The organism is Aeromonas sp., from assembly GCF_051657805.1.
In the GTDB taxonomy this organism is placed as follows: Bacteria; Pseudomonadota; Gammaproteobacteria; order Enterobacterales; family Aeromonadaceae; genus Aeromonas.
In genome coordinates, this window is record NZ_JBOFLJ010000024.1 from 613,012 (window position 1) to 633,436 (window position 20,425).

Genomic DNA, 20,425 nt, shown 5'->3' on the forward strand with positions numbered 1-20,425 from the left:
CACATGCCTCACACTCAACTCCCCTTCTGGCTGGCCGAGGCGCTGGCCGCCGAGCAACCCGCAGACCCCACTCCCTTGCAGGGTCGCCATGATGCCGACATCTGCATCGTCGGCGGCGGCTTCACCGGGCTCTGGTGCGCCATCCATCTCAAACAGGCTGACCCCGAATTACGGGTATTGGTGCTGGAGAAGGGGCTGTGCGGCGGTGGCGCCTCGGGTCGCAACGGCGGCTGCCTGCTCACCTGGTCCGCCAAGTACCCCAGCCTGTGCAAGCAATTCGGCGAGGCACAGGCCGCCTGGCTGGTGCGCACCTCGGAGCAAGCGGTGCATGAGATAGGCCGGTTTTGCGAGGCCCATGGCATAGAAGCAGAGCTGCGGGTAGAGGGCACCTGCTACACAGCCACCAGCGAGGCTCAGCGCGGTGCCATGGCCCCCATCATGGCGAAACTGGACAAGGCGGGGCTGAACCAGTGGCAGCCCATAGCGGCGCAGGATCTGGCGGGACAATGCGGCTCGGTGGCGCATCTGGAGGGAGTCTTCAGCCCCCACGCGGGCTCGGTGCAGCCGGCCCTGCTGGTGCGCGGCCTGCTGCGGGTCGCCCGGGAGCTCGGGGTGGAAGTCTATGAGCAGACCCCCATGCAGCGATTGGAAGCCGGGCAAGCCGCCCGGATCCAGACTCCGCAAGGGATAGTGAACGCCGACAAGGTGGTGCTGGCCATGAATGGCGCCATGGTGGAGCACTTTCGCGAATTTCGCCGAGCCATAGTGCTGGTCTCCTCCGACATGGTGATCACGGAACCCGCCCCCGACGCCTTGGCCGCCCAGCAGATGGATCACGGCCGCAGCACGGTGGATGGCCGCACCTTCGTCTACTATGCGCGCTCGACCCCGGCCGGGCGCCTGATGCTCGGCAAGGGGGGCAACACCTTCGCCTTCGCTAACCGCCACCAGGCCCAATTCGATGAGCCCAGCCGCTACCTGACGCCCCTCACCCAGGCCCTGCGCCGCTTTTTCCCGGCCCTCAAAGACGTGCCCATCGCCGCCAGCTGGTGCGGCGCCTCGGACCGCTCCGTGGACGGCCTGCCCTTCTTCGGCCACTGGCGCCGGCAGCCGAACATTGTCTACGGCCTGGGTTATTCCGGCAACGGGGTGGCCCAGAGCTGGATCGGCGGCCGCATCCTGGCGGCCATGGTTAGAGGCGATAAGCGGCCAGAGGATGAGCCCTGGCGCCGGTGCGCCCTGGTGGGGGGCCCGCGCGGCTATTTCCCGCCCGAGCCCATACGATGGCTCGGAGCCATGCTGGTGCGCAACGCCATTCGCCGCAAGGAGAGGGCCGAAGATGCAGGGAGGCCAGTGCGCTGGCTCGACAAACGGCTGGCGAGCCTCGCCGACGCCGCCGGTAAGGCCGACAAGTAGCGAGCACAGCACCGGTAGAGCCGAGCTCCCGGCCATGACATGGCCATTATTCACCCATGGATGAAAACCCAATAGCCATTCATCTGATGCATGACGGGACCCCGCACTGACCTCTATCCGCAGAGTGGAGCCGCCTGGCGATCGAAGGCCCTGGCACCAGAACCGGACCAAGCCAGTTCTCGGGGTACGAGATGCAGAGTGATGAAAGAGAGAGAAAACGAAACACCGATACCAAAGCCCGTAGCATCAAGCCTGAAGATAAATCCCTTGCTCACAGTGACATCACAGGGTTGAGGCTACCCCCTCTACCATCAGGGCAGAGGCTGTTGGTGTTCCGCTATGTTAGCCCACTGACGAAGAAATGATGTAACGCAGGTTTCGGGACTTACCCGAGATCTCGATCACTGATGCTGCTCGAGACGTGCAGACAATCCGGAAACAGTTGGCGAATAATCTGGATCAACGAAGGGTCCACCAGCTGCAGGAGCAGAGCAAGCCGAAGTTCCCGACGCTGGAAGCATTAGCCAAACTTGTATACGGAAGCTTGCTACCAGACCGGAAAAACCCTAAACATGGCAAACAATGGATAACCACATTGGCGCAATATCCAGTGCATGGCATTGGGATAATCAGGCTGGGTCGCCAAGCATTTGGCCAGCTCATATTTAGTGCGACCATTCCCCAGCTTTGCGGCTTGAGATAACTCACCATCAGCGAGTGACGCTGTGGAAGAACAGGCTGCAAGCATTCTGGTTGCCAGCGTCATCCATAACACTATGTATTTCATGACAATATTCTTCGAGTAGTGAAAATTTAGTCGTGGATGAAGAGCTGCCGACTTACGGACTGTCTAATCATTCTTTTCCGCAACCTGATGGCGGACATAAAGCGGGGCTTGAGGATCTACAGTCCCCACAGCCGATAACCTCGCGTCCACGCCGCTCGCCAATCAGGTTGCCAGCACGGTCATAACCGTACTCACGGGTGAGCCCCGTCAGCACGCCCCCCCTCTTGCAATTGGCCACTCTGGGCGCAGGTGAGCGGGCTCTGGTCGTGATATGGGGGATGAAAGGAGAAATATCGCGATTATTACCTGCAATACCGGCAACAATAAATCGCGAAAGCCCAATTACGCGTCGTAATCAGGCCTATGGTTGAATTTTTAAACTGAAATTACCACGGTAAATGTTGGGCTTTACTTCGTTCAGAACCAACCTATGGTTTAGCCAAAAATACGAGATTATAGCTGATAAAAAGGAGGTACTACAGGCTTTCTAGCAGGCTATTAACAAGCTCGAAACCATACACCTCCATGATGGTGTATTTATTATACTCGGAAACAGGGATTCGCTTTATTTCCTCCTCTCCTTTATATAGACCACCAGCATAGTTAAATATTTTAAGTTCTTCTTTATCCTCGGCCAGCTCTGCATGACCAATGATTTCCCAAGAACCATCCTCAATCTTTTGATTCCCTGTAAATATGACTGTCATCTCTCCCCCCATATCCATAACAGGAATAGGGGTAAGAATTCCGTCATTTTTAAAAACCTTACTATCTTGCACAAAAACAACGCAAAAACCAATTACTTTCTTAAATTTACCTCTTGGGGAAAAAACAACTTGGCAGAGGACAAACTTACCTTTTACAGGAATAATAAAGATATCACCTTCTTTATATTTCACTTTCACAATCCTTTACCTCTCAAAATAGAAAGAGCATCATCCAACACTTTATCACCCCAATCACTACTATAACCAGCGATATCATATGACCCTGCATTAGGATTGTTTGGGCTGTAAGACCGAATTTTATTGAGCAGATTAGTTACCGGATTTGTAGATTGCGCACCACCATGAAGATCCATAATTTTTTGCTCTAAGAATTTAGCTTCGGCCTTGGTCAAATTATTATCAAACACAGTAAACTGCCTCAAATGAGATTTGCCGGGGGTGTTTGCGTGAATATTCAAACGGGATGGAGCATCTCCTCGACCAACATATATAATATTTCTTCCATCATGTAACACATACAATCCTTGACCCTTTACGAAATCATAATTTGTACCAAAGCCACCAGATTTACGGCTAGATGGTATTCCCATACAAGGAGTAAGCCCCAAAGGATCAATCCAGTTTACGGGATTGGGCACATACCCATAGTTATTCTCACCGCCCAGTATCCCTATTGGGTCGGGGGAGATATAACAAGCCCCTTGCGGGTCGTAGTACCGAAAACGGTTATAGCAAAGTCCACTCTCGTCGTCACGCAGTTGGCCCGAGAATGCCAGACCGGGGTCACGGATATCGGCATGATTGCTTAACCGCTGGCCCCACAGACTGGTTTTTGTCGGTTGCCAGTGCAGTTCCCCTTGTGGGTTATAGAGCCCCAGCAGTTCGCCATTTTGCTGGCTGACGGCAAAATCGGTCTGCCAATTCTCTGCGGCGGCTTGTCGGCCTTGTTCGATATAGACAGTGGAAGCATGAGGCAGACTCGCCGCGCCAGCTTGTGTCATCTGACGCTGCTGCACCAGCAATTCCCAACCACGCCAGACCCAGTGGCGGCGGGCCTGTAACTGCCCTTGCTTGAAATGACGCACCTCGGCGATCTGGTCGCCATCCCACAGGTAACGCACCTCTTCGCCAGTCTGCTCACAGCGTTTGCTGATGCGCCGACCAAACGGGTCGTAGCGATAAAACCAGTTAGAGCCTTCGGGGGTGGTGACCACCCTCAACTGGTTACGACTGTCCCAGCGGTAGTGCCACAGCTCTGGCCGAAAACCCGGGCGCAGCTGGCGTTTGCTGATAAGCCTGCCCGCCTTGTCATAGTCGTAGTGGGTATCACCGCGCTGACTGACCCGCCCTTGCTGCCACCGGGTGTGTTCACCGTCTGCTAATGGCAACCCCTGACGGGTGTAGCTAAATTGCGCCTCCCGTTGTTGGCCAGCGTTGGGATGCTGGCTAAGGGTCTCCAGCACCCGGCCACAGGCATCGAGCCGATAGCCGTGTGTCTCGCGCTCGCGCCGCCCCCATCAGGTTGGCTGCCCGGTCGTAGCGAGATGTTGCCTCGGCAAACGTTGGGCCTCACTTCGTTCAGCACCAACCTACGGTTTAGCCCAACATACGAGATCGCGGGTCAGCAAGCACCCTTCTTGCAACTGGCCACTCTGGGCGCGGGTAAGCTGACCCTGGTCGTGATATGGGAGATGAAAGGAATCGTCGCGGTCATTACCTGCAATACCGGCAACGATAAATCGCGAAAGCCCGATTACGCTTAGTTAGTTGGGCCCACTGGCTTTATTTAAGAGATAATGCTTTAAAATAAAGAAATGTGTGGTCAAATTTTATAGAACACAATTTACTTTTGAAACTTTCAGATATTACTATATTAAATGCCCCCCCCACTCATACAAACGAAATACATCTAAATGATTAGGTATTTTATCCTTATGGATAACTGGCTCTATAAAAAAGCGACCACGTTTTGACTCCCAAGCTTCAGGAACATAGTCCTGAGGCCAGAGATAAACTTTAGAAGATTCCCAATCAACACAATTCACATAATTTAAAATATGCATAAATATGTATTCCAAGTTAAACACCCTGTTTATAAGTGGTATTGTTTGGATACCGCAAGCATTAATATCATTCACACGAAAAATGTCATTACTAAATGCCAAATGCCTAGAGCCTATTGATACTACAGGGGGGCTTTTCCGTTTTTTAACACATCAAAATATAAGTCTCCGCTAAATCCCTCTTGGAGCATTGATAGTTTCACATCACTTAATTCATTCCCTTTTCTATCAGTAAGGAATGAACTTGGATTCATATACCCCTTCCATTTTTTGCTTTCAGAATTGATTCCTAGCTTGTAGTAATTCATTATTTGCCAACCTTAGTCAATATATCATTAAGCCAAGAGCCAGGAGTAATAGCTTCGACTATAAATTTTTCAATTTCTTTTATAAAGGCATCTTTACCTCTATCACTAGCAGCAGATAGGCGATCAAAAATCTCTTGATGCATATCCTGCGGGTGAGGACCTTTATGCCCTGGAACATCGCTTTTATTTAAAGGATCATTAAGAACGTCCTTTCTCCACTTATCATTCTTAAACTTACCTAAATCATTCTTCTTAAATAACTCTCTGAATCGGTCAGACCAAGTTGAATGCTTATTTGTAGCTAGATGATGAGTAGGTGCACAAGCTGAAAGCCCCAACGGATCAATCCACCCAAGGGGATTATGCACATACCCATAGTTATTCTCACCGCCCCAAATACCTATCGGGTCGGGGGAGATATAACAAGCACCTTGCGGGTCGTAGTACCGGAAACGGTTATAGCAGAGTCCGCTTTCATCGTCACGCAGTTGGCCCGCGAATGCCAGACCGGGGTCACGGATATCAGCATGCTTGCTTAACCGCTGGCCCCACAGACTGGTTTTGGTCGGTCGCCAGTGCAGCTCCCCTTGTGGGTTATAGAGCCCCAGCAGTCCACCATTTTATTGGCTGACTGCAAAGTCAGTTTGCCAGCAGTTGGCAGCATACGGGCCTTACTCGATATAAAAAGCCCGATTACAGGTCGTAGTCGAGCTTATAGTTTAAGCTTTTCGCTCATCGTTCAACGTTCAACGTTCAACGTTCAACGCCAACCTACATTCTAAAACTTCCTCATTCACATCTACAGCCAACATGATAAACAGCAGATATAAATAGTCTTATGTACCTTTAGGAGGTAGCGATCAGATAATTTTTAAATTACTATATATCTTTCTTTTGTAAAACCTACTGGCCAATGGCCAGAATAATAAATGTCGGTAATTCTTTCCCAACGGCCCCCAAGAGAAAAATACCTCTCAGTAATAAGTTGTCTAAACGCAAAGCAAATCGCATTTCTTGCCGAAACACTAAAGTCGTGCGGGGAGGATACAAATCGACCTTTATCAAGATTTCTTGTTGCGATTATGATGCATTGATTTATCTCCTTGCGTAACTCAATAAGCTCTTTGGGACTGATTTGTTTTTCATAAAATGGATCATCTTGAGTGGGTGAGGTCGGAAGCCACTCAGTTTTTTTATATAATCCTTTGAAATCATCATCCGATGGCTCAATAAACACCTTTCTTACATTTTCAATTAAAATCACATCACCTTCATGGAGATTATCAACACCCATTTTTTCGAAAAAACTAGAATTTTTTATTTTCTTTATCTCTTCATTTATATCAACCATATGGCAACCTTAAATCAGTTATCGTTCCAGGGGGCAAGGCTTTGCGCCCTTGTTGAATCGTTGTACGAAGTGTTCCTCCGGCAGCATGAGGACCAGGTACTCCGGGAAGTGAATGATTAGGTAATGTTCCGTTAGTTGGCATTAAATTCCACCATTTATTCGCACCACCACTTTCCAACGGAATTATATGATGTGGCGTGGCCCCAGTCGGCCATGATACGCCCATGTTAGACTCCCATTGCCTCATTAAATAATCTTGGCTTTTTACAAATTCTTTCCTAGCCATTTGATTTTGGAAAACAGTACGTCGCTGGATTACCGGGAGATTATTTCTTAAAATATCAGCCTGCTTTGATGTAATAGCACCACCCGGTGAAGCCACTTTATTTGCATCTTTGATAATATCATCAAGCACAGAGCATTTCGACAACCCAAATGGATCAGTCCACCCAAGCGGATTATTCACATACCCATAGTTATTCTCACCGCCCAGTATCCCTATCGGGTCGGGGGAGATATAGCAAGCACCTTGCGGGTCGTAGTATCGAAAACGGTTATAGCAAAGTCCACTCTCGTCGTCACGCAGTTGGCCCGCGAATACCAGACCGGGGTCACGGATATCAGCATGATTGCTTAACCGCTGGCCCCACAGACTGGTTTTTGTCGGTCGCCAGTGCAGCTCCCCTTGTGGGTTATAGAGCCCCAGCAGTTCGCCATTTTGCTGGCTGACGGCAAAATCGGTCTGCCAATTCTCTGCGGCGGCTTGTCGGCCTTGTTCGATATAGACAGTGGAGGCATGAGGCAGACTCGCCGCGCCAGCGTGCGTCATATGACGCTGCTGCACCAGCAATTCCCAGCCACGCCAGATCCAGTGGCGGCGGGCCTGTAACTGCCCTTGCTTGAAATGACGCACCTCGGCTATCTGGTCGCCATCCCACAGGTAACGCACCTCTTCGCCAGTCTGCTCACAGCGTTTGCTGATGCGCCGACCAAACGGGTCGTAGCGATAAAACCAGTTAGAGCCTTCGGGGGTGGTGACCACCCTCAGCTGGTTACGACTGTCCCAGCGGTAGTGCCACTGCTCTGGCCGAAAACCCGGACGCAGCTGGCGTTTGCTGATAAGCCGGCCCGCCTTGTCATAGTCGTAGTGGGTATCACCGCGCTGACTGACCCGCCCTTGCTGCCACCGGGTGTGTTCACCGTCTGCTAATGGCAACCCCTGACGGGTGTAGCTAAATTGCGCCTCCCGTTGTTGGCCGGCGCTGGGATGCTGGCTAAGGGTCTCCAGCACCCGGCCACAGGCATCGAGCCGATAGCCCTGCGCCTCGCGTCCGCGCCGTTCGCCAATCAGGTTGCCAGCACGGTCATAACCGTACTCACGGGTGAGCCCCGCCAGCAAGCGCCCTTCTTGCAGCTGACCGCTTTGGGCGCGGGTAAGCTGGCCTAGTACGTCATACTCTTGCGTCAGACCAAAGGCGCCGCCCTGACGCTGCGCCTCCCGGCCGGCCAGGTCGTGTCCCAGGGTCAGCTCTGCGCCATCTGGCAAGCCAACACGGGTCAGTTCACCGACGTTGTTTACAGTAAATGTGGTGGTCAGTGGGGCCGGTTCGTCCTCCTTATCCCCTTCGTGTCCCTCAGGCCAGCTCAGGGTTCGGGTCAGGGTGTGGGCCTGCTCATCATAGTTGCGGCTGATGGTGGCGCCGTTTTGCCCTTCACGTACCACCCGGTCGCGGGTGTCATATTCAAAACGTAGATGGCTGGTGTTGGACGACACTTCCAGCAGTCTGCCTGCCCCGTCGTAGTGATAATGTATGGAGTCATCGTCACAGGTTTCGCGCAGCAGCAGGCCACGGCCATCAAACAGGAAGCGGCGTTCCTGATCTTCGCCATTGCGGACTTCGATGCAGTGGCCATCTTCGTCATAACGGTACTGGGTTTGAGTGCCGGCCATGTCTTGCTCGCGCACCACCCGGCCATCGTTATCGAGCCACCACTGCCACACCTGCTGGTCGGGCCCGATGACTTTAATCAGCTGCTGGGTATCGCGGTCGTATTGATAGCGCCAACTGCGGCCACTGGCATCGGTGCGCTCAAGGAGCAGGTCAAAGGCCCCGAAGCGTTGGCGCCAGTGCAGGCCATTACCATCGACATAGTCGGTCAGGTTTTTGTGGCGATCGTAACGGCGCAGCTCTTCTACCTCATCGGGTCGTTTGAGCTGCTCTGGCAGTTGCCAGCTGGGGCGGCGATAGCCTAACTGATAGCGAGCGCCGTCGGCACGTTGCCATTGTGCGACCCTGTCTTGACCATCGTAACGCCACTGCTCGGTGCGCCCCTCGGCATCGGTCTGGCTCAACAGACGCTGGCGGTGGTCATACTGCAGGCGTGCTTGCACCTTGCCACTCTGGTCGCTGACCGCCGTCAGCAGTCCATAACGGTTCCAGCTAAAATGCACTTCGCTGGCATCCGGCCCCGTCAGTTTGTCCGGGTTACCCGTTTCATCGAAACGCCACTGCCAACTGCGCCCGAGCGGGTCAGTGACGGCGCACAGCCGCTGCTGGTCATCATACTCGTAGTGCCAGGCGTGGCCGCTGCCGTCCACAAAGCGGGTCACCAACCCGGTGTCATCCAGGTATTCAAACTCGACCACCCGCCCGGCAGGGGAAATCTCCCGCAGCAGGTTACCAAATTCGTCGTAGTCAAAGCGGGTCACATGGCCAAGGGGGGTGCGGATCGCACTCACCAGGTCAAGCTCGTTAAGCTCATACTCGTGGCGACCCAACCCGTCGGTCATCACCACCTTGCCTGGCTGATAGTCAAAGCGTGCGGTGAGCATGCCATCGGCACAGGTGGTGTAGACGCAGCGCCCTTGCACGTCATATTCATAACGTGCCCAGGTCTGGTCGTTATCATGCCAACGCGTCAGCCGCCCCTGGTCATCGTATTCGTAAAACAGGTGGTAGTGATGGCTGGCATCCGCTTCGACTAATTGCCCGGCGCGGTTTTGGGTGTAGTGGGCCAAGCGTGTCTGCTGGCCTCCATCTACCCGGACAATTTGCTGCAGATAATCATCTTGCCAAGCTAGCGCCAGCTCGATGCCATCGCTGTGGCGCACCCGGCAGAGTTTGCCGGCCTGGTCGCGTACCAAGGTAATGCGATTGTCATGGCGGTCTGACAGTGCTCCGAGCCAGTATCTCCCCCCCTGTTGATGGATAAAATGACGGGTCTGCTGGCTGTCTCTGTCCCACAGCAGAAAACCGTGCTCGGTTCGCGTCAGGGTAAATTGGGGATAGTGCGGGCAATAGACGCGGCTCACGTCTTGATGGAAAGTGAAATCAATGTCATAGCCCTGTGCCAGGGTGATGTTCACCAGGGTATTGAGCCCCTGCCGGGTGACGCTGGCCACTTCGCTCCAGCTGTCATGCCACCCCTTACCGAGCAGCCCCGTATGGTCGGATGCGGTGCGGTAGGTGCGCTCAAAGCGCAGCGGCGAGGTTTGCCCCAACTCGACATCCAGCCGGGATTCGATGACTTCACCACTGGGGATATAGACGGGGTCTTTAAGAAAACCCTTGGCGGCTTCCTTGAAACGAGCCAGTCCCTTGTTATTTTTGAACCCCTGGCTCATGCAGCGAAGCGCAGTCCGCTTGAACTGGCGCACCGCCACTTTGGCCCCAACCAGTGCTCCCCGCAATACTGTGCGCGGTCCCTTGGTAAAGAGCTTGCCTATCCCCTTGAACATGCCACGACTGGGAGGTACCAGGAACTCGACCGCAATCAGCAGCCCCTTTTCCCACCAACTGAACTCATCTGCTATGTCGGCATAGGTTCCCTGGCCTGAGCCAAAGAACACGGTGGAAGCGCCCTCCTTGATGGTGGCACCACAGGCTGTCTGGTCATCCACTCGTGCGGCGGGGCTGTCGTTGACAAAAACAGACTCACTGCCTTGTGCAATGATGGGCGGAACCGAGTGCTTGGTGCACGCGACGGTATCAACCAATGCACGGGAGACCGGTTGTCCTTCGACAAACACATTGGCAGAGCCAGTGGCAACCGGACCGAAGGACGGGGACGCACTATCAACCATGCCAGACACACTTCCTGACACCTTGGCGATAAGATCCCCCGCCCCTATGGTGGCAGCAATGCCCAGGCCAAGCTTGGCGACCCCCACCACCAACGCCAGCCCCATCCCGCCAGTCACCCCCGTCAATGCGACGGCTGCCGTTACTACCGCAGCAGCCACAGCAAAGACTGCCGCCGCCACCAGGGCACCGGCTATCGCCCCCGCCAAGGCGCCCAAGAAACTCTTGTGCTTAATCATTTTTCCAGGAGACGTGGGCGGCTTGCCCTCACCTGGTTTGGGTCTATCCGCGGGGGGCGAGGGGCGGTTGCCCGCATGCATAGCGCCGACTCGCGCTACCCGCGTTAAGATATCGCCAAGCATGCCCCCTCCCTTAGCTCACGGCTTTAAAGGTGGCAATCACGTCGAGCAGGGCTTGTTTCTGCTCGTCTTGCAAGGTACCGGCTGCCGTGATGGTAAAGGTCAGCAGCAACGCCCCCCTCACCTGCATCACCACGACCTGGTGCATCGGCCCCTCGGTCGAGCGCCAGGTGTACTCGATGGCTGGAGCGGCCTGCCCATCCAGCTGTGTTTCCCAGCTGGCCAATTCCTGATAGCCCTTGAGGTGAGCCGCAAATTGCGAAAGCGTCTGTTGATAGACTGTCTCTGGTGCCAATCCAAACTCGAACGGTGAACGATTGACCACCAGATTGACGGTATCGCCCGGCAATACAAACACATGGAGGGACTCATCGCGCCATTGCTGGGGTATCAGCAGCGCACCTTCATTCATCTGATACATGTCACATCCTTAATTCAAATCAATGCGGGTGCCGTTCAACACGAGGCCTTTGCCGGTAATGGCGATGTTGCCCTCTTTGTCGATGGCGATATAACCACCGGCTGTGGCAATGAGAATGTCCCCATCCTGCGATTGGATGGCGATATTGTTCTTCACCTGCAGCGATTCATTGTCATTGACCATGGTGCTGCGATTCTTGGTGACCGCCACGGTTTGCTCACCCTGCACCTCGGTCACCTGGTCCAGCTTGACCGACATTGTCTGGTTACCCTGAACGGCCACGGTTTGACTCCCACCCACCTGTTCCGTGTGATTGGCATTAACAGAGGTTGAGCGGTTGTTGAGCACCACAGTGTTCATGTCATGTTGAGCGTGGAGGAACACCTCTTCCTGACCCGCTTTGTCTTCAAAACGAAACTCGTTAAACCCCTTACCCTTGTAGGTATTACTACGCAGTGACATACGGGTTTTATTGGCAGGCAATCCTTCAGGGGGAAGGCTGGTCGCGTGATAAGTGCGGCCAATAACGATGGGCTGATCAGGGTCCCCTTCAAGGAAAGACACAATCACTTCATGACCAATACGCGGAATGGCCATCATGCCATAGCCACCTCCGGCCCAGGCCTGACCGACCCTGACCCAGCAAGAGCTGTGCTCATCGCTGGCGCCATACCTGTCCCAGGGGAACTGCAGCTTGATACGGCCATATTTATCGCAGTAGATTTCTTCCCCGGCTGGCCCCACAACAGTGGCAATCTGCGCCCCGTCAACCAGGGGTTTATGAGGCATCTGCGCACGCCAGGTGGTGGTGGCCTTTACCACCCCAAAATAGTTGTAATACACCGTGGGCTCGCTACCGCCTTCTTCTTCCAATGCTTGAGGCTGCTTGCCGGTGTGTGTCACATGCACCACTTGCCAGGCAATGTTGAGTGCAGGTGCAGGGTGTTCCGATAGTGCGAAACTCAGTCCTGGCATCAACCCAGCCTCTGTCGAGTGCCCATTGCCCGTCACCGCGTCGGCTCGCAGCGCATCCAATCGATGTTGGGCAAACGCCTTGCCGCTCGGGTCCTGCTTGAAGCGACCGGGATAGTCGAAGTGCTGGTAGCTATCGCGCTGATGTTCCAGCTCAGCCCCCATTTTTTTGTGAGACAGGCCATAAGCCGGGGTCTTGAAGCTGTAGTCTTTGAGCTCTACATCGCTCGGACGCACCGCTTCCTGATAATGGAACCGGCGCACAAACGCCCCCTGCTGCAACCCTTGATTGGCCAGATTGAAAAAGAGGGCAGGCCCTTCCTGCAACGCAGCAGCATCGTCGGCAAAAACGATCCTGTGCTTGCCTGCTTCAAACTCATGGAAGTAGAACATCCCCTCTTCAGCCGCCAGTCGGTCCAAAAAAGCCAAATCGCTCTCACGGTACTGAACGCAGTATTCACGCTGGGCATGCTCGTTTTTCAGGGCAAAGGCGTAGTCGGTAATACCGTGCTCTTGCAACAAGATGGAGAGGATCTCTTCAGGCTTCTGCGCCTGGAAGATGCGGGCATTGGTACGCAAGGAGAGCCGCCATAGTGCAGGCTTCACCACCATGCTGTATCGGGTACGGCGAAACCCGGTATCGCCCTGAGCAAATTGCGCCACCACGCCACTGACACGGCGCTGAAGACTCCCCTCGTACCACACCAGCAGTTCACAGGGCTGATCCAACACGGCACCGAAGTCAATGTCACTCAGTAGACTGGCCAGCTCGAGATGAAGATCAAATGGACGATTGAGCCCCTCGTTAAGCTCAAAACTTGCCACCACAAAGGTGGGAGCGGGCAGCGCACCTACCTTAACGGTGAACTGCAATCCGGTCTGATTAGCCATGATATATCCCTATCACCTCTCGAAACTGGGCCCGAAACCTGTCAAAACACCGCGATATCGCCCTCCCTGGTACACAAGCGGTCACCAAAGAGAAGCAACATGACGGGTAATACGCTGTTTGTGTCTGCATAACAGAACACCCCTTTTGCTTTGCCATCACTCCGCACTCACCAACACGGCTTCAACTTACCAGGCAGGGGAATGGCAAAACATAAAGACTCCGGCAGCCCAAGACTGCCCGGAGAAATACGGGATAAAAGGCCGGTGTACACCGGCCACAACATTCGAGACTACTTACAAGGGATAGCAAGGTAAGAACGCGAGGATCAGGCCTCGATCGGCGCGCGCCAGTCGTCCGCACCGGAGGTACCGGCAACGGTGTGCTCCCAGTCGATCTTGCGGTAGGCCAGGGAGACCTGGATCAGCTGGGTGAAGTCGGACATGGCCGGATCCTGGCAGTGGGGCATCTGGCAGTCGATGTCGACGATGGTGGCATCGGTCAGCACTGTGCTGAAGAAATGCTCCTGCTTGCCCTCGACGGAGGTGCGGTACCACTTCAGGGTCACTTTCGGCAGCATCTCACCGGAGGCCAGGGAGTTGTACATCAGCGGCACGGCCTTGTTCAGGGCCACGGTGAACTTGAACGGCTTGTGGACGCGCTGGCCGGCAGGCTGACCGGATTGCGGGTCGGTCGGCACGGTGACGACGTGCTGGAATTCCTGCACCAGCATCTCGTCTTCGTGGCCCTGCACGAAGATGTTGCCGACGGAATCGGAGGTGAAGGCACCGGCGGTGATGTTGCCCTGGGTTTTACCTTCGATGCTGATATAACATGGAGTTGGCATGAGTATGCTCCTGATTGGTTGAACGGTAATGACACTCAACCAGCCAACAGCAGCGACCATGCCAACTATTCACCACATTACTTATCAATCACTTACCAACACAACCCGTTTCAATTGCTTTACCTTGAGCAAATCTTTGCTCAAACAGCTTACATGCATCGCAAAAAAGACCCAAATGGAGATTAAAACTAACGATAGGGCAATGCATTGCGCAAGTTGGGATCATTAACCAGCGTTATTGGTTTTCCACTCATGCAATCTCATTGAATCGAACTCCTGGCTACGTTCCAGTAAGGATCTGCAGTATGTCTCTCAACAATCAGTTTCCGAAGCCGACCCGCTCACGGGATGTCGGCGAAACAGTGCTTCGCCGATAGATTCAGCAACTTCAATCCGAACGAACTGGCACAACCCCTATCAGCAAGGCGCTGACCCCAGAGCAACAGAAAATCCAGGAGTTGGAAACCCGCATCAACCTACCTGAACGCGAAAAGGCAATTCTAAAAAAGCTACTGCTCTCTTGATGGCGGACGAGCTCGAATGTACGCGCTGATAGACCGAATTAGGGAGCAAGCCCCACTACCCTGGTCTGTTGCGCTTTCGGTATCCCAACTTCCTGTTTTTACGACTATCTGACTCGTATCCGCACCATTGACCGAGAGCGGATACAACAACGAAGCGAGCTGCGGCGCCAGTTCAACAAGAGCCGAGGCTCAGCGGGCAGACGGGTATTTCGGCAACGGCTGTGGTGCTATCGCATGACCCAGAGCATGAGTCGGCTTGGCAACTGCTGGGATAACGCGGCGATGGAACGGTTGTTCAGAAGCTTCAAGACGAAATGGCTCCCGGCTACGGGCTACGGGCTACGGGCTACGGGCTACATGAGCCTGCGGGAAGCGAAGCGGGATATTCAGCTACTACCTGATGGATTGCTACAACTGGCAGTACCCGGGTGGAATACCGCCAGCAGAAGCCGAAAAGCGGCTTAACTGCGTATCCGGATTTAGTGGACCACTACATCAACCCTAGTGACACACCAAAAACGCAAATAAAAAAGCCCAACCGAATAAATCAGTTGGGCCCTATAGATGGCGGAGGAGGTGGGATTTGAACCCACGGATGGTCGCCCATCGCCGGTTTTCAAGACCGGTGCATTCAGCCGCTCTGCCACCCCTCCGCAGCAGTGCGCCGAATACTACCCATCGCTACCCCCCTTGTAAATCCCCGCCCCGTCCGTTTGCCGATTTATTGGCCTAAATGACGCACAAACCCTGCAAACTGGGCATAAGCCGCGCTTTTTCAACCGGATAACTTGACTTGAAAACAGACTCACCCACTATAGGGACCACTACCATATCCCCAGCAAGATGGACTTATGAGAATCAAACATGCCCTGTGCGCCGCTCTGACCGGCGCAACCCTGCTTGCCGCCCCGCTGCAGGCGAGTGAGCTGACCAAGAGCGATGTCGAGCAGATTGTGCGCGACTATCTGGTCAAGAATCCGGAGATACTGGTCGAGATGTCCAACGCCCTGCGTGCCAAGCAGGAGAGCCAGCAGGCCGAGAGTGACAAGGCGCTGATCCAGGCCCATGCCAAGCAGCTCTATGGCAATAACGATGCAGAGAGCGGCAATCCCAAGGGCAGCCTGACCGTGGTGGAGTTCTTCGACTACAACTGCGGCTACTGCAAGCGCGCCCATCCCCTGGTCAAGCAGCTGCTCGGCGAGGACAAGGACATTCGCTACATCTACAAGCAGTTCCCCATCCTGAGCGAGACCTCCTACTACGCCGCCCGCGCCGCCCTGGCGGTACAGCTCGGTCAGCCTGACAAGTACCAGGCCTTCCACGACAAGCTGTATGCCCATCAGGGCCCGCTGTCTGACGAGGCACAGGTGAAAGAGGTCGCCAAGGCCGCCGGCGTGGACTGGAGCAAGGTCGAGGCCAAGATCAAGGATGGCAGCATCGACAAGAACCTCGGCACCAACCGCGCCCTGGCGGAAGCCATGAGCATCTCCGGTACCCCGGCCTTCATCATCGGCGACCAGATCCTGCGCGGCGCCCCCCGCGATCTGGCGAGCCTGCAGGCCATAGTAAAAGACGTGCGCGCGGGCAAGAGCATCCAGTAAGCCAGCCTCTCGCCCATAAAAAAACACCCCGCTATGTCGGGGCGTTTTGCTATTCATGCTGCAAACCATCAGGCCTGATGAGCCGTCGCGAGAAGCTGTCAGCAAGGCGAAGAGCAGCGCAGGGACCCGAGTTTATATGAATAAATGAGGTTTCCGAGCAGCGCATGACCCTTGATCACGGCTTCGCAGCTTAGGCCTGATAACCGTCCGGATTCTGGCTTTGCCAGCGCCAGGTGTCGGCCATCATCTGCTCCAGCCCCCGCTCTGCCTGCCAGCCCAGCTCGTCCCGGGCCAGGGTCGGCTCGGCCCAGCACTCGGCGATGTCGCCGGGGCGGCGGGGCTTGATCCGATACGGGATGGGACGACCGCTGGCCGCCTCGAACGCCTTGACCATCTCCAGCACTGAGTAACCCTGGCCGGTACCCAGGTTGTAGGTGAACACGCCGGTGTCGCTCTCGATGCGTTTGAGCGCCTTCAGGTGGCCTATGGCGAGATCCACCACGTGGATATAGTCGCGCACCCCAGTGCCATCCGGCGTCGGGTAGTCATCCCCAAACACCCCCAGTTCTTTGAGTTTCCCCACCGCGACCTGACTGATGTAGGGCAGCAGGTTGTTGGGGATGCCGTTGGGATCCTCGCCGATGAGGCCGCTCTGGTGCGCGCCCACCGGGTTGAAGTAGCGCAGCAGCACGATGGCCCAGCGTGGGTCGGACTTGGAAAGGTCCCGCAGTATCTCTTCCACCATCAGCTTGGAACGGCCATAGGGGTTGGTGGCGCCGGTGGGGAAATCTTCCCGCAGGGGCACGGAGGCGGGATCGCCGTAGACGGTGGCGGACGAGCTGAACACCAGCCGGAACACGCTCGCCTTGGCCATCTCCTCGCACAACACCAGGGTGCCGGTCACGTTGTTCTGGTAGTAGGTGAGCGGGATCTGGCTGGACTCCCCCACCGCCTTGAGGCCGGCGAAGTGAATGACAGACTCTATCCTGTGCTCGGCAAACAGGCGCTGCAGACTGGCCCTGTCCAGAATGTCCCCCTCGACGAAGGTGACCGCCTGGCCGGTGATCCGCTCGACCCGTTTGAGGGACTCCGGCGAGGCGTTGGAGAGGTTGTCCAGCACCACCACGCGCTGACCGGCCTCCAGCAGTTCGACCAGGGTATGGGAGCCGATATAACCGGCGCCGCCTGTGACCAATATTGTCATGTCTAATCCCGTGTTCTGATGAAACTGGGCTGAGTGTACCCGCCGGGCCGATGCGAGAAAAGCACGAGGCTCCGATGACACCATCAATAATCCAGGCTGAGATCCCCCTTGGCGGTGCAGGAGCAGGCCAGTGCGACTCCGTTCTCGAGATCCTGAGGACTCAAGGTCATCACGCTCTGACGCTCGATTTCGCCCGTGGTAGTACAGCGACAGGCGCCACACACCCCGGCGCGGCAGGCCGCCATCATGGTCTCCCCCGCCCCCTCCAGCGCCGCCAGCAGGGTCTGACCCGGCAGTATTTTGACCTTCTTGCCGCTCTTCTTCAGGGTCAGCCAGAAGTGGTCGCTGCCAGCCGCAACCGGCGCCGCAGCAGGCAGACCGAACGACTCCTGATGCAACTGCTCGGCAGGCAACCTCAGCTCCGCCAGCATGGCGCTCACCGCCGCCATATAGGGGGTTGGCCCGCACAGGTAGACGTGGCGGCTCAGGAGGTCCGGCGCCAATTCCCTCAGCATGTCCGGGCTGAGGCGCCCGACCCAGGGATGAGCCGCCGGGGCCTGTTCCAGTACCAGGGCGCTGCGTACGCCAGTGTGGGCCTCGGCCAGGGCGACCAGATCGTCTGCGAAGATCACATCCTCCGGCGAGCGGGCGCTGTGAATGAAGCGGATGTCGGCGTCCGGTCGCTTGGCAAGCTCGTCCCGCAACATGGCCCACATGGGGGTGATGCCGGAACCGGCGCTCAAGAGCAGCGGCCGCTCGCAGGGGAGCGCACTCAGGTTGAAGTCGCCGAAGGGGCCGTCGACCCGGATCTCGTCCCCAACCTGCAGGCTCTGGTGCAGGTGATGGGAGACCAGGCCCACGTCCTTGATGGTAACCTGCCAGTAGGCATCCTGCGGGCTGGAGGAGAGGGTATAGGCACGGCACTGGGGCTGACCGTCGATCATCGTGTGCAGGGTGATGCACTGGCCCGCCAGCACGGGAGGTAGGTCACCCGCCAGCGGTGCGAACTGCCAGCTCGCCACATCGTGGGTGTCCGCCCGGCGACCGATGCATCTGAGGGTGAAAGAGGTGGAGGTCATCGCAAGGCTCCTCTTGTCTGATAGCGATCTTCTTGAAAAAAAGGCGAGCCATCAGGCTCGCCAAAGGCTTACAACATGCTGAATACGTCAGGCACAGGGAGTCTGGATCAGGCCGCCAGGATCTCGGCCAGATCGGCCTCGGCCGTGGTGGTACCTTTCAGACCAAACTGCTCTTCCAGCACCTTGAGCAGGGCCGGGGTCAGGAAGGCGGGGGCGGTCGGGCCGGTACGGATGTCTTTCACGCCGAGCGCCAGCAGGGTGAGCAGGATGACGATGGCCTTCTGCTCGAACCAGGAGAGCACCAGGGTCAGGGGCAGATCGTTGACGCCGCACTCGAACGCTTCGGCCAGGGCCAGGGCGAGCTGGATGGCGGAGTAGGCATCGTTGCACTGGCCCACGTCCAGCAGGCGAGGGATGCCGCCGATGTCACCAAAATCGAGCTTGTTGAACTTGTACTTGCCGCAGCCCAGGGTCAGCAGCAGGCTGTCCTGCGGAATGGCCTTGGCAAACTCGGTGTAGTAGGCGCGCTCGGCACGGTCGCCATCGCAGCCCCCCACCAGGAAGAAGTGGCTGATCTCTCCGGCCTTGACCTTGTCGATCACCGCCGGAGCGGCCTGCATCAGGGCGTTGCGGGCGAAGCCGATGGTGATGAAGTGCTCGAGCTCAACGTGCTTGAAGCCATCCAGCGCCTGCGCCTTGGCCACCACGGCGGAGAAGTCTTCCCCTTCCAGGTGGGTCACGCCCGGCCAGCCGACGATGGAGCGGGTGAAGATGCGGTCGCTATAGTTGCCCACGTTGGGATCTATGATGCAGTTGGAGGTCATCACCACGGCGCCGGGGAAGTTCGCAAACTCTTTTTGCTGGTTCTGCCAGGCGGAGCCGTAGTTGCCCACCAGGTGCGGGTACTGCTTGAAGAAGGGATAGGCCAGGGCCGGCAGCATCTCACCATGGGTGTAGACATGGATGCCGGTGCCAGCGGTCTGCTCCAGGATGAGCTTGAGATCCACCATGTCGTGGCCGGAGACCAGGATGCACTTGCCCGGCACAGGGGTGACCCGGACTTGGGTCGGTTCCGGATGGCCGAAGGCGGTGGTTTCACCGAGATCCAGCATCTCCATGACACGGAAGTTCAGCAGGCCTATGTCCATGGCGCACTTGAACAGGGGATCCAGATCGCTGGGATCCGTGCCAAGCCAGCTCATGATGCGGTGGAATTCGGCCGCGACACCGGCATCTTGCTGATCCAGCACCCGGGCGTGCTCCATGTAGGCGGCGGCCCCTTTGAGGCCGTAGAGGCAGAGCAGGCGCAGCCCCATGATATCTTCGTTGACCTCGCTCTTGCCGCGATTGACCGCGGTCTGGGGGGCATGGGCCAGCTGCTCCAGCAGCTCGCTACCCGGCTCGAAGCGAGCGGCGGCGGGCAGCTCGCTCTGCTGCACGGCCAAGGGGGCCAGCTTGGCCGCCAGTTGCTGGCGGTAGGCCAGGGTCTGGTTCACATAAGCCACGATGCGGGCGGAGTCGAAGTTGACGTTGGTGAGGGTGGCGAAGAAGGCCTTGGGCACGAAGGCGTCGATCTCGTCATCGACGATGTTGTGCTCGCGGGCGGCCAGCGCCCAGGCACTGAGGCCCTGCAGGGTATAGATCAACACATCCTGCAGATCCGAGGTTTCTGCCGTCTTGCCGCACATGCCTTGTGCGTAAGCGCAGCCATTGCCTGCCGGGGTACGAATTGTCTGTTCACATTGCACACAAAACATCATGCCTCTCCTAATTGGACATTTCAGTTGCTTGTTT

General features: G+C 56.2%; 16 protein-coding genes, 1 tRNA gene and 2 pseudogenes. 3 read left to right on the plus strand and 16 right to left on the minus strand.

From position 1 onward, the window contains the following. Positions 1-3 precede the first annotated feature (3 nt). Positions 4-1,416 carry an FAD-dependent oxidoreductase gene (locus ACRCYW_RS11840; protein WP_438550290.1) on the plus strand — a complete coding sequence of 471 codons (1,413 nt, stop codon included), beginning with the start codon at positions 4-6 and terminating at the stop codon, positions 1,414-1,416. 547 nt (positions 1,417-1,963) lie between these two features. Here ACRCYW_RS11840 and ACRCYW_RS11845 read toward each other — a convergent pair. The 12 genes and pseudogenes from ACRCYW_RS11845 to hcp1 form a co-directional block, all read right to left on the minus strand. Continuing rightward, positions 1,964-2,203 (minus strand): hypothetical protein, encoded by a 240-nt coding sequence (locus ACRCYW_RS11845; protein WP_438550291.1) that lies wholly within the window; start codon positions 2,201-2,203, stop codon positions 1,964-1,966. Positions 2,204-2,679: 476 nt separating this feature from the next. Next, entirely contained in the window at positions 2,680-3,102 is a 423-nt protein-coding gene (locus ACRCYW_RS11850) for an Imm26 family immunity protein (protein WP_438550292.1), read from the minus strand. A gap of 2 nt (positions 3,103-3,104) precedes the next feature. Next, positions 3,105-4,394, minus strand: a complete 1,290-nt coding sequence (locus ACRCYW_RS11855; RefSeq protein ID WP_438550293.1) for an RHS repeat domain-containing protein — start codon at positions 4,392-4,394, stop codon at positions 3,105-3,107. Between the two features lie 405 nt (positions 4,395-4,799). Beyond that, positions 4,800-5,069 (minus strand): hypothetical protein, encoded by a 270-nt coding sequence (locus ACRCYW_RS11860; protein WP_438550294.1) that lies wholly within the window; start codon positions 5,067-5,069, stop codon positions 4,800-4,802. 47 nt (positions 5,070-5,116) lie between these two features. Next, positions 5,117-5,302 (minus strand): hypothetical protein, encoded by a 186-nt coding sequence (locus ACRCYW_RS11865; RefSeq protein ID WP_438550295.1) that lies wholly within the window; start codon positions 5,300-5,302, stop codon positions 5,117-5,119. Beyond that, entirely contained in the window at positions 5,302-5,670 is a 369-nt protein-coding gene (locus ACRCYW_RS11870) for an AHH domain-containing protein (protein ID WP_438550296.1), read from the minus strand. The genes ACRCYW_RS11865 and ACRCYW_RS11870 overlap by 1 nt, the downstream gene beginning before the upstream one ends. Positions 5,671-5,691: 21 nt before the next feature. Next, positions 5,692-5,913 (minus strand): annotated as a pseudogene (locus ACRCYW_RS11875) (RHS repeat-associated core domain-containing protein); the annotation flags it as partial. Positions 5,914-6,173: 260 nt separating this feature from the next. After that, positions 6,174-6,653, minus strand: coding sequence for a hypothetical protein (locus tag ACRCYW_RS11880; protein ID WP_438550297.1), 480 nt, complete (start codon positions 6,651-6,653; stop codon positions 6,174-6,176). Beyond that, positions 6,646-11,097 (minus strand): RHS repeat-associated core domain-containing protein, encoded by a 4,452-nt coding sequence (locus tag ACRCYW_RS11885; RefSeq protein ID WP_438550298.1) that lies wholly within the window; start codon positions 11,095-11,097, stop codon positions 6,646-6,648. The genes ACRCYW_RS11880 and ACRCYW_RS11885 overlap by 8 nt, the downstream gene beginning before the upstream one ends. A gap of 10 nt (positions 11,098-11,107) precedes the next feature. Then, positions 11,108-11,515: a DUF1795 domain-containing protein gene (locus tag ACRCYW_RS11890; protein ID WP_438550299.1), complete on the minus strand. Its 408-nt coding sequence runs from the start codon at positions 11,513-11,515 to the stop codon at positions 11,108-11,110. A 9-nt stretch (positions 11,516-11,524) separates the two neighbouring features. Next, positions 11,525-13,378 carry a type VI secretion system tip protein TssI/VgrG gene (tssI, locus tag ACRCYW_RS11895; RefSeq protein WP_438550300.1) on the minus strand — a complete coding sequence of 618 codons (1,854 nt, stop codon included), beginning with the start codon at positions 13,376-13,378 and terminating at the stop codon, positions 11,525-11,527. A 326-nt stretch (positions 13,379-13,704) separates the two neighbouring features. Beyond that, positions 13,705-14,223, minus strand: a complete 519-nt coding sequence (gene hcp1 / locus ACRCYW_RS11900) for a type VI secretion system effector Hcp1 (protein ID WP_438550283.1) — start codon at positions 14,221-14,223, stop codon at positions 13,705-13,707. Positions 14,224-14,549: 326 nt separating this feature from the next. Here hcp1 and ACRCYW_RS11905 point away from each other — a divergent pair. Further along, positions 14,550-15,252: pseudogene (locus ACRCYW_RS11905) on the plus strand (IS3 family transposase); the annotation flags it as partial. A 60-nt stretch (positions 15,253-15,312) separates the two neighbouring features. Here the strand turns inward: ACRCYW_RS11905 and ACRCYW_RS11910 are convergent. Next, positions 15,313-15,400, minus strand: a tRNA-Ser gene (locus ACRCYW_RS11910). A 198-nt stretch (positions 15,401-15,598) separates the two neighbouring features. On the opposite strand from ACRCYW_RS11910, the gene ACRCYW_RS11915 reads away from it, so the two are divergent. Beyond that, positions 15,599-16,348, plus strand: coding sequence for a DsbA family protein (locus ACRCYW_RS11915; RefSeq protein WP_438550301.1), 750 nt, complete (start codon positions 15,599-15,601; stop codon positions 16,346-16,348). A 190-nt stretch (positions 16,349-16,538) separates the two neighbouring features. Here ACRCYW_RS11915 and galE read toward each other — a convergent pair whose 3' ends face one another. From galE to hcp, 3 genes are all read right to left on the minus strand, one after another. Continuing rightward, entirely contained in the window at positions 16,539-17,552 is a 1,014-nt protein-coding gene (galE, locus tag ACRCYW_RS11920; RefSeq protein ID WP_438550302.1) for a UDP-glucose 4-epimerase GalE, read from the minus strand. Between the two features lie 83 nt (positions 17,553-17,635). Next, positions 17,636-18,631, minus strand: coding sequence for an FAD-binding oxidoreductase (locus tag ACRCYW_RS11925; protein WP_438550303.1), 996 nt, complete (start codon positions 18,629-18,631; stop codon positions 17,636-17,638). A 107-nt stretch (positions 18,632-18,738) separates the two neighbouring features. Then, positions 18,739-20,388, minus strand: a complete 1,650-nt coding sequence (gene hcp / locus ACRCYW_RS11930; RefSeq protein WP_438550496.1) for a hydroxylamine reductase — start codon at positions 20,386-20,388, stop codon at positions 18,739-18,741. Positions 20,389-20,425 lie beyond the last annotated feature (37 nt).

What these genes read in the sequence shown, in the direction of transcription:
- tssI (WP_438550300.1), bottom strand. Translation starts at nt 13,378, where the DNA reads ATGGCTAATCAGACCGGATTGCAGTTCACCGTTAAGGTAGGTGCGCTG.
- ACRCYW_RS11880 (WP_438550297.1), bottom strand. Translation starts at nt 6,653, where the DNA reads ATGGTTGATATAAATGAAGAGATAAAGAAAATAAAAAATTCTAGTTTT.
- ACRCYW_RS11890 (WP_438550299.1), bottom strand. Translation starts at nt 11,515, where the DNA reads ATGTATCAGATGAATGAAGGTGCGCTGCTGATACCCCAGCAATGGCGC.
- ACRCYW_RS11925 (WP_438550303.1), bottom strand. Translation starts at nt 18,631, where the DNA reads ATGACCTCCACCTCTTTCACCCTCAGATGCATCGGTCGCCGGGCGGAC.
- ACRCYW_RS11885 (WP_438550298.1), bottom strand. Translation starts at nt 11,097, where the DNA reads ATGCTTGGCGATATCTTAACGCGGGTAGCGCGAGTCGGCGCTATGCAT.
- hcp (WP_438550496.1), bottom strand. Translation starts at nt 20,388, where the DNA reads ATGTTTTGTGTGCAATGTGAACAGACAATTCGTACCCCGGCAGGCAAT.
- hcp1 (WP_438550283.1), bottom strand. Translation starts at nt 14,223, where the DNA reads ATGCCAACTCCATGTTATATCAGCATCGAAGGTAAAACCCAGGGCAAC.
- ACRCYW_RS11840 (WP_438550290.1), top strand. Translation starts at nt 4, where the DNA reads ATGCCTCACACTCAACTCCCCTTCTGGCTGGCCGAGGCGCTGGCCGCC.
- ACRCYW_RS11915 (WP_438550301.1), top strand. Translation starts at nt 15,599, where the DNA reads ATGAGAATCAAACATGCCCTGTGCGCCGCTCTGACCGGCGCAACCCTG.
- galE (WP_438550302.1), bottom strand. Translation starts at nt 17,552, where the DNA reads ATGACAATATTGGTCACAGGCGGCGCCGGTTATATCGGCTCCCATACC.
- ACRCYW_RS11865 (WP_438550295.1), bottom strand. Translation starts at nt 5,302, where the DNA reads ATGAATTACTACAAGCTAGGAATCAATTCTGAAAGCAAAAAATGGAAG.
- ACRCYW_RS11845 (WP_438550291.1), bottom strand. Translation starts at nt 2,203, where the DNA reads ATGAAATACATAGTGTTATGGATGACGCTGGCAACCAGAATGCTTGCA.